Below are 7,702 nucleotides of genomic sequence, written 5' to 3'. Positions count from 1 at the left end.
AGGCATATGCTGGTCATTATAAAATAGTGATAGAGAGCTGGCTGCCACTATCCAGTCTGGCTGGCGATTACGCTCTAATTAAACCTGCATTTTCAGTCTGAGATGGGGTTACGTAATCTATATCTGAAACCGTGCATCAGAAAGAACCGCTTCAGTTTTGAACCCTGAAAAACGGCCTTTCCGAGCTTTAAATTGTAGATGTAGGTGGCTAATCCTCATCTCCAATTATTTTGTTTAGAAATTGGTTCACCCAAACGTAACGTCACTCTTCACCGTCGAGCTGCTGGATGCGTTGATAGCATCGAGCTGTAACACGTAATCATAATGCCGGATGTAATATCTGGGCTGACTTGTACGATTGAAGGGATACTTTGGTGCTGTCAGCCCAACCTGGACTGCTTAGGAACGTAGCATCTCCCTTATAGGCGGAGGTGTCGGCATAAGCTTCAAGTACAATTTTATTGCTGGTGTTGCGCTTCAGAAAGTAGCCTGGGAAGTTGATGGACTCCAGTGAAATTCCCGTGGAGCTGGCAAGGCCCGGTATGACGCGGAACTGTGAATCCAGAACAGGGGAGACGTTGGCATCCACGCGAGCGGTGTATTTGGCATGACGGATGTATTGATCCGGATAGTTGTGTGAACTGAACCGGCTGTAACCTGTGGCTTCCGGTGTTGAAGGACCCAACATTTTGACCTCGTGCAGGGTGGGGGTGTACCAGTTCCCTGGATTATTCCATAAATCAGCATTCACCAGGGCGCTACGCAGCTCAGAGGCAATTGGGTTGAGACCGCGTCGTCTATTTTTTATAGAACCGAATGGGGTGGTACGTATCGTCGGGAGGCAAAAGCGGTATTCAACCTTGTCCGTGGAGCCGACAGATCTAACTTTGAACCACTGGATGAGCAGTTTGCACGGGACCAGGAACGGGTTTATTTTCAGTGGCGTACTGTAAAAGGAGCAGACCCGGATACGTTCCAACCGCTAGGTGGACCTTTCGGTCGTGATGGCAATCATGTGTATTACAATGGTTACCGTGTAGATGGAGCGGATACTCAGCATTTTGAAACTTACACCGGGATGGAGCATCTTGGACTTTCCAAGGATCAGCAACATGTGTATCGTGCCGAGGTTGTTCGGACAAGTCAGCCTTTCGGTCATCCTGACGACGTGCTTCAGATCATTAAGGGGGCAGATGCAGCGACGTTTGAGTTAATAACACCTTCCGGCAGTTGGGCGGTGGAAGCCTATCGTGTATATCTATGGGGTAAACCGAATAAACATATCGATCGAGCCAGTTTTACACATTTATATGATGCTGATCCCCAAAGTTGGGCAATGGATCAGAATGGTCTGTATAATGCCAATGGCAAACGCACAGTGAAGGGTGTTAACGGCAGTACATTTGTCATGCTGAATCAATATTGGGGCAAGGATGACCATGTGGTGTTCAGCTTTGTGACGGGGAGTGTATACAGGTCAGGAGATGCATCGATGTTTCAGGTTACGGATGATATCGGGTGCACGGAAGATGCGCTATTTCGGTATACTGTGGAAGGCGGTACCGTGCGGAAAAAGAAGAGGTAATGAAAAAGGGATGGTAGACTTAGAAAAGAGTCCACTATCCCTGTTTGAATTTCTATTTATTTGACTGTGTTCATTACACTATTTGTGACCTTTGCGAACCTTGAGCTGCATCTTTTTGATCGTTGTGTTTTGCATAAGCTCCAGTACGAGAGGGCCTTTGCCGTTCAGGATCTCTACATCCGTTACATTGTCCTGAATGGTAATGATCCCGATGTCTTCTGCGGTTACCCCTTCGAGCTTGGCGATGGTACCTACAAAGTCAACGGCACGAAGTTTCTTCTTCTTGCCTCCGTTGAAGTTCAGCTTCATGATCTGTTGGTTCAGCTGTTCACGCTTGTCCTTTTTGCGTTCAGGTACAATCTTCAATCGCTTCTCAAAATCTTCTCTGCGGCGATCTACAGCTTCTTCGGAAGGTGCTTTCACAACAGGGATTTCGAATCCAATATAGGATTCAATCTCGGCGAGACGTCTGCCATCTTTCGGTGTAATCAACGTAATGGCTTTACCTGTTTTGCCTGCGCGACCTGTACGGCCTGTACGGTGAACATATCCCTCTTTTTCCAAAGGAATATCGTAGTTGATGACATGGGTAATATTCGTGATATCAATACCACGTGCGGCTACATCCGTCGCGATCAGATAGCGGAATTGTCCGCGTCGGAATGCGTTCATTACTTCGATCCGCTCATCCTGCTCCATACCACCATGGATACGATCTGCTGGATAGTCAAGGTCAGCCATGACCCGGAACAGTTTATCCACATTCTCCTGCGTACGGCAGAACACAATGCAGCTATCCGGATTTTCCACAATGAACAAGTCCTGAAGCAACGCAGTTTTGTTCACCTCGGGTACGTTAATCACAGCATGTTCGATGGTGGCTGTTGTCAGTCCACTTGCCTTGATCTCGATCTCCACCGGTTTGTTCATGTATTTTCGTGACAGCTTAGCTACATCCTCAGGGAATGTAGCGGAGAACAACATCGTTACTCGCTCCTGCGGCAGTTTCTGAATGATGGACTGTACCGTCTCAATAAAGCCCATATTCAGCATTTCATCGGCCTCGTCAATAACGAGATAGGCAATCCGTTCAAGTGGCAGCGTGCCTCGTTCGATATGATCCAGTACCCGACCTGGTGTACCAACAGCCACGTGGGTTCTTTGTTTTAACTCTGCTTTTTGGATATGAAAAGGGGACTGTCCGTATAGTGCGGTTGCTTTAATACGCTTAAAGCGGCCGATATTCGTAATATCTTCGTTAACCTGCAAAGCCAGTTCCCGGGTTGGTGTAAGAATCAAAGCCTGTGGCTTATTCTCATTCCAATCCACCAGCTCGCAAAGTGGAATGCCGTAAGCAGCGGTTTTACCACTACCTGTCTGTGATTTGACCACAAGATCCTGATTCTCCAGTGCTACCGGAATAACTTTGGTTTGAACCTCGGTTGGTGTCTCATAGCCTAGACTGTCCAGTGCTTTTACGATCTCTTCACCAAGTCCATAATCTTTAAATTGTTGCTCGCTCATCGTTTACCTCTTTTGCGTTAGTTTTGAATACTCTACATACAAGCATTGCACCGTACATTTATCGTATACCTCTTCATTATACTCTATATGCAGGCAGGCTAACGGAGTAAATGCTTCAAGTGTGTAAATTGTTTTCATCATTTCCGATTTTAGTAGTAACCACCCGTTATGTTCGTAATGTGTATCATAACGTTCCACGTGAAACGAAATGTATCGGCGTATATGCTTGGTGTTAATGAATGACCATCTTCACAGCCTTGGTTTGGGGAGGGTAAGATTGAGCAATAACTCCATTGATCCACACTTCTGCACTTCGACCAACGAGTGTCTCATCCAAAGAGACGGTGACAATCTCTTCTTCGATGATGAGTTCGGCGTCCTTGCTGAGTGAGACCCAAATCGGTCCAGAATCAACACCGCCATCTTCTTTATTCTCGATGAGTACCTGACCTCTTTCTTCCTCAAAATCCGTAATCATTCCTCGTACATGTGGTTTCTCTTTCCCTTGTTCCTCGGATTGCTCTGCGCATCCGAGCGTTAGCAGAAGCAAGATCACTGGTAATAAGGATAACCTTCGTACAATGGACATTGGGGTGCTCACCTCGCATCCTTTTTAATCAATCTATAACTATGGACGTTACCTGAGGCGACAAAGTTCCTGTATATCAATAAAAAAACGAAAATCAGTCGATTCAGTCTGGTGCTAGAAATTGGAATATGTTAGCATATAGTTAACTTACTGAACGGAGGGATACGTGTGGTAAATTTTTTTCGATTGAGATAGTAGCGGAACGTTTGCTTGCGCTTGCTGTTTCACTGCCTGTGTGCAGATCATCGGGAGAAGTTTGCCTGTTTACACGTATGCCGTTATTTGTAGTGGACACTCTTGCATAAGAGTGGTTCTTTGATGTACCACTATGGGGGTGCGCAAAAATAGGTATAGCCCTATTCTGAGATCGAAAGCACAGGCATGAATGTCTGTGTTTTTTATTTTTCCAAGGAAAAGGGGAGGTTTGGATATGACAAAGTCAAATGAACAAGTGGATTTCACACAGGATATATGGTTGCTGGCTGAACAAAATGGGCTTCAAATCCGCAAGGAATCAATGGAAATCAATGAGTCCGGGATGGACTTCCGTGTAGCCTTCGCCACTGATATAAGTGGACAAAAGTGGGTTCTGCGTCAGCCGCGGCGTGAAGACGTATGGGGGCGTGCCGAGAATGAACGTAGAGTACTGGACGTTGTCCGGGGGAGTGTTCTGGCACAGGTACCGGACTGGCGAATCTGCACGCCCGAACTTATCGCTTATCCACTATTGGATGGCGACCCGATTGCAGTGGTAGATCCTGCTGGCGCAGGATATGCGTGGCGTTTCCCGCAGGAGACCTTGTCTGACGAGTTCCTGGATTCACTGGCTGCTACACTTGCCGCATTGCACAACATTGATCCTGAGGAGGCGGCCAAGGGCGGAGTTCGGATCAAGACGCCTATGGAAGCTCGCAAAGAGTTTGCGGCAAATATAGAGGAGATTAAAAAGAATTTTACGGTACCGGACCAACTGGCGGAACGCTGGACGGTGTGGCTGTCTGTGGGTAGCTATTGGCCGAAGCACTCGACGTTTAATCACGGGGATCTGCACCCACCGCATATCATTGTCGATGATACACAGCGGGTAACCGGACTCATCGACTGGACGGAAGCGGAGATCGCTGATCCGGGTAAGGATTTTGTAATCCTTTATGGACTTTTCCAAGATGATGGACTACGCGATCTGCTGAAGCGATACGAGAAGGCAGGGGGAAGGACATGGCCTCAGATGTTTGAACATATTCGGGAACAATGGGCTGCTTACCCGGCACTGGTTGCCAAATTTGCTCTAACCACAGGGGAAGAGTCGACGATGGAAATGGCGAGAGGCATGCTGGCAAACTGGCATGTAAAGAGAGGTTGAGCATCGAAGGTATATAATTTCGTTCACCCGCTACGGCATGTACTATATTGTCGATGGTGACTACGTACTTGCCGCCTATGAGGGTGAATCGGATGAATTACGTGACTTTACAGAAGAAACGAATGGTATACAATTGGACGTTTTTAGGGATAAAATCAAGAACCTGCCACAAGGCTAAATACTTCATTCCCACAGGGCAGTAGAGGAACGGCAATGTGCATAACCATTCGTTAACCTAGCAAAAGGCGATCCTCACCATGATATTCATGGGAGAATCGCCCTTTTTTCTTTTTCGTTAAGCGTAATGCGTAACGATTGTACCTATTTCAAAATACTCACATATTTCCCGTATACAAATGCTACACGTCCATCCAGCTTCACTTTTACCCAGCCGTACTTGTCTGTACTGATTACCTCAAGCACAGTGCCCTTTGGTACCGCAGCAACGACCTTCGCTTTGGATGAAGCGCCAGCGCGCACGTTCAGGTAAGCAGCAGTAACCTTGGCTTGTTTACCTTTATTGACGGTACCCGGTTTACCGGTGTTTGGTGCGGATGGTTTACCAGGTTTCGACGTGCCTGGAGTTGGTTTTGGTTTTGGTACTGTTGGTGTCGTAGGTTTCTCAGGTGTAGGAGTAGTTGCTCCCTCGCCATTGCCAGCCGCTTTGCGAGCCTTGTTCAGCTTTTGATAGAACGCTCCCTTGGTTTTCACACCTGCGAATTGTGCTGCACTCACACCTGCTTTGGCAGATAGCGTATCAATCTCTTCTTGAGTCACTGCATCCAAAATGTTAATGGAGGCAATGTTGGTGTACTTGCCATCTTCTGTTGTCGGCACAGACATAATGCCATCGTTAATTAACTCTACCACATCTGCACGCTCTGGTGCAGTCAGGTCTACGCCGGTGATTTTCCAGTTGTGTTGAATCTTCGGTTCGTAGACACCTTTCATAACATCTTTCAGATAGGCGATGGACAGGTTGCGAATCGTACCTTGAATCTCACCAAATGCCGAGGCATCCTTGGAGGACCAGAGTTGCTTGAACTTGCGCCCTTCCATGGCGCCGCCTTTGGCAATCAGGGCTTCCATTCGATAGGCGTTCATGCCAAGTTTCAACGTATCGTCTTCTTTGACCACTGACCCATCGCTGTACTTGAGATTTGTAATCCGACTACCGTATGGCTTGGTCAGGTCAATCTCATATGTTACGCCGCCGAAGAAATCATCGGTGCTGTATTTGGAAGCACGTCGTTTCGGATCAAAGCTGACGGTCACATCACCCGGGCGTGTGGAGTTGAAGTACCCCGCAGACCACTCCATATAATCCATCAGATCGCGTCCGGTAACTTCATATACGGTCACTTCACCAAAGGTGTATTGGTAGTTGAATGCAATATCCTTTTTCTTAATCGGGCCTACATCCAGCTTGGCCTTGTCGTTATCAATCTGGTGCGCGACCACATCGGCATCACTGTAATGCAACATCACTTCTGTGAAAAAGTCAGACAAAGGTGTTTCCTGGATCTGCACCGCAGGGATACCTTTAATCTCATCAGCAGGCACCAGGTTCGTTCCTTTCAGTTCAGCCACTTCGATGTTGGCATCGGCACGAGCGAACTCGTGGAACGGGTGCAAAGTCTCTTCCAGCGCAGGATCGGAGACTTCATATGTTCCGTCGGCTGCTTTTACAGCGAGAGCTTGAGCTTCCTTGCTTTTCAGCACAACTTTGTCGCCGTCTTTTTCAAATGTAAGGTCAATTCTAGAGATGTGTGAGCCATATTTATTCGGTTCGGAGATCAATACGCCGTTAACCGTTTGGGATTCAATCAAGGTATGCATGTGTCCGGCAAAAATGGCAGCCAGCTCCGGGTTGGCGTTGGCGATATCCGTCACTCCGGTTCCCGGATTTCCGTTCTCGTTATCCAATCCCATATGCATGAGTCCAACCATGACATCGACTTTGCCTTTCAGCTCAGCAATGGCCTTCTTGGTCTCTTCCACAGGATCTTTGACGATGATACCGTCCAGGTGATCCGTCCCTTTTTCAAACTCGGTAATCATAGGTGTGTTCATTCCGATAACACCTACTTTGATTCCGTCTTTCTCGATAATCGTATAGGCAGGCATGTAGCGGTCGCCGTTTTCTTTGAAAATATTACCCACGAGAGGCTGTCCATTGAATTGGGAAGAGATCTTCTCCAGTACGTCCAGTCCAAAGTTAAACTCATGGTTACCCATAACCCATGCGTCATATTTCATCTCGTTCATTGCAACCATCATGGGAGATTGAGGTTGATCATTGAACAACTCAGCCGAGTTATCCTGAATCATGTCTCCTGCATCCAGCAGGATCGTGTTGGGATTCTCAGCACGGACTTTTTTCACAATGGTGTAGAGCTGTGTCATGCTTCCAGTTGGATTTGGACCGTCCAGAGCATAGTCCCACGGCATGAATCGACCATGAATATCCGATGTGCCGAGCAACGTAATCTTGGTCTCCTTGTCTGCCTCAGCAGCCTGAACCGGAGTGGAAGCAAAAGGGGCGAACAAAATGGAGGCACATAAGAGGAAAGATAAAGGCCATCCGGCGAAACGTTTCGTTGAAATTTTGCGCATGTTGTAATCTCCCTTGTTATCTAGT

Annotated in this window: 7 protein-coding genes; 2 read left to right on the top strand and 5 right to left on the bottom strand. The window is 47.3% G+C overall.

Annotated features, from left to right (window positions below):
* Window positions 1–246 precede the first annotated feature (246 nt).
* Both AC6CIF_RS24320 and AC6CIF_RS24315 read right to left on the bottom strand, forming a co-directional pair.
* Entirely contained in the window at window positions 247–333 is an 87-nt protein-coding gene (locus tag AC6CIF_RS24320; protein ID WP_498201833.1) for a hypothetical protein, read from the bottom strand.
* Window positions 320–688, bottom strand: coding sequence for an AbfB domain-containing protein (locus tag AC6CIF_RS24315; RefSeq protein ID WP_498201832.1), 369 nt, complete (start codon window positions 686–688; stop codon window positions 320–322). Before AC6CIF_RS24315 ends, AC6CIF_RS24320 begins: the two co-directional genes overlap by 14 nt.
* Before the next feature lie 51 nt (window positions 689–739).
* Between AC6CIF_RS24315 and AC6CIF_RS24310 the strand changes: the two genes are divergently transcribed.
* Complete coding sequence (locus AC6CIF_RS24310) at window positions 740–1,585, top strand: DKNYY domain-containing protein (protein ID WP_498201831.1); 846 nt, start codon at window positions 740–742, stop codon at window positions 1,583–1,585.
* A 78-nt stretch (window positions 1,586–1,663) separates the two neighbouring features.
* On the opposite strand, the gene AC6CIF_RS24305 is transcribed toward AC6CIF_RS24310, so the two are convergent.
* Entirely contained in the window at window positions 1,664–3,109 is a 1,446-nt protein-coding gene (locus AC6CIF_RS24305) for a DEAD/DEAH box helicase (protein ID WP_498201823.1), read from the bottom strand.
* 232 nt (window positions 3,110–3,341) lie between these two features.
* On the bottom strand, window positions 3,342–3,698 hold the full coding sequence (locus AC6CIF_RS24300; protein WP_498201822.1) for a hypothetical protein: 357 nt from the start codon (window positions 3,696–3,698) through the stop codon (window positions 3,342–3,344).
* Between the two features lie 430 nt (window positions 3,699–4,128).
* Between AC6CIF_RS24300 and AC6CIF_RS24295 the strand changes: the two genes are divergently transcribed.
* A complete protein-coding gene (locus AC6CIF_RS24295; protein ID WP_498201821.1) occupies window positions 4,129–5,061 on the top strand; it encodes a macrolide 2'-phosphotransferase in 933 nt (310 codons plus the stop codon).
* A 321-nt stretch (window positions 5,062–5,382) separates the two neighbouring features.
* Here AC6CIF_RS24295 and AC6CIF_RS24290 read toward each other — a convergent pair whose 3' ends face one another.
* Window positions 5,383–7,677 (bottom strand): 5'-nucleotidase C-terminal domain-containing protein, encoded by a 2,295-nt coding sequence (locus tag AC6CIF_RS24290; protein WP_498201820.1) that lies wholly within the window; start codon window positions 7,675–7,677, stop codon window positions 5,383–5,385.
* Window positions 7,678–7,702 lie beyond the last annotated feature (25 nt).

The sequence above is a fragment of the Paenibacillus sp. GQ49 genome (assembly GCF_059759055.1).
Note: the sequence above shows the minus strand (reverse complement) of the source record. Positions and strands in the feature narration are given on the sequence as shown.

What these genes read in the sequence shown, in the direction of transcription:
- AC6CIF_RS24315 (WP_498201832.1), bottom strand. Translation starts at nt 688, where the DNA reads ATGTTGGGTCCTTCAACACCGGAAGCCACAGGTTACAGCCGGTTCAGT.
- AC6CIF_RS24305 (WP_498201823.1), bottom strand. Translation starts at nt 3,109, where the DNA reads ATGAGCGAGCAACAATTTAAAGATTATGGACTTGGTGAAGAGATCGTA.
- AC6CIF_RS24300 (WP_498201822.1), bottom strand. Translation starts at nt 3,698, where the DNA reads ATGTCCATTGTACGAAGGTTATCCTTATTACCAGTGATCTTGCTTCTG.
- AC6CIF_RS24295 (WP_498201821.1), top strand. Translation starts at nt 4,129, where the DNA reads ATGACAAAGTCAAATGAACAAGTGGATTTCACACAGGATATATGGTTG.
- AC6CIF_RS24290 (WP_498201820.1), bottom strand. Translation starts at nt 7,677, where the DNA reads ATGCGCAAAATTTCAACGAAACGTTTCGCCGGATGGCCTTTATCTTTC.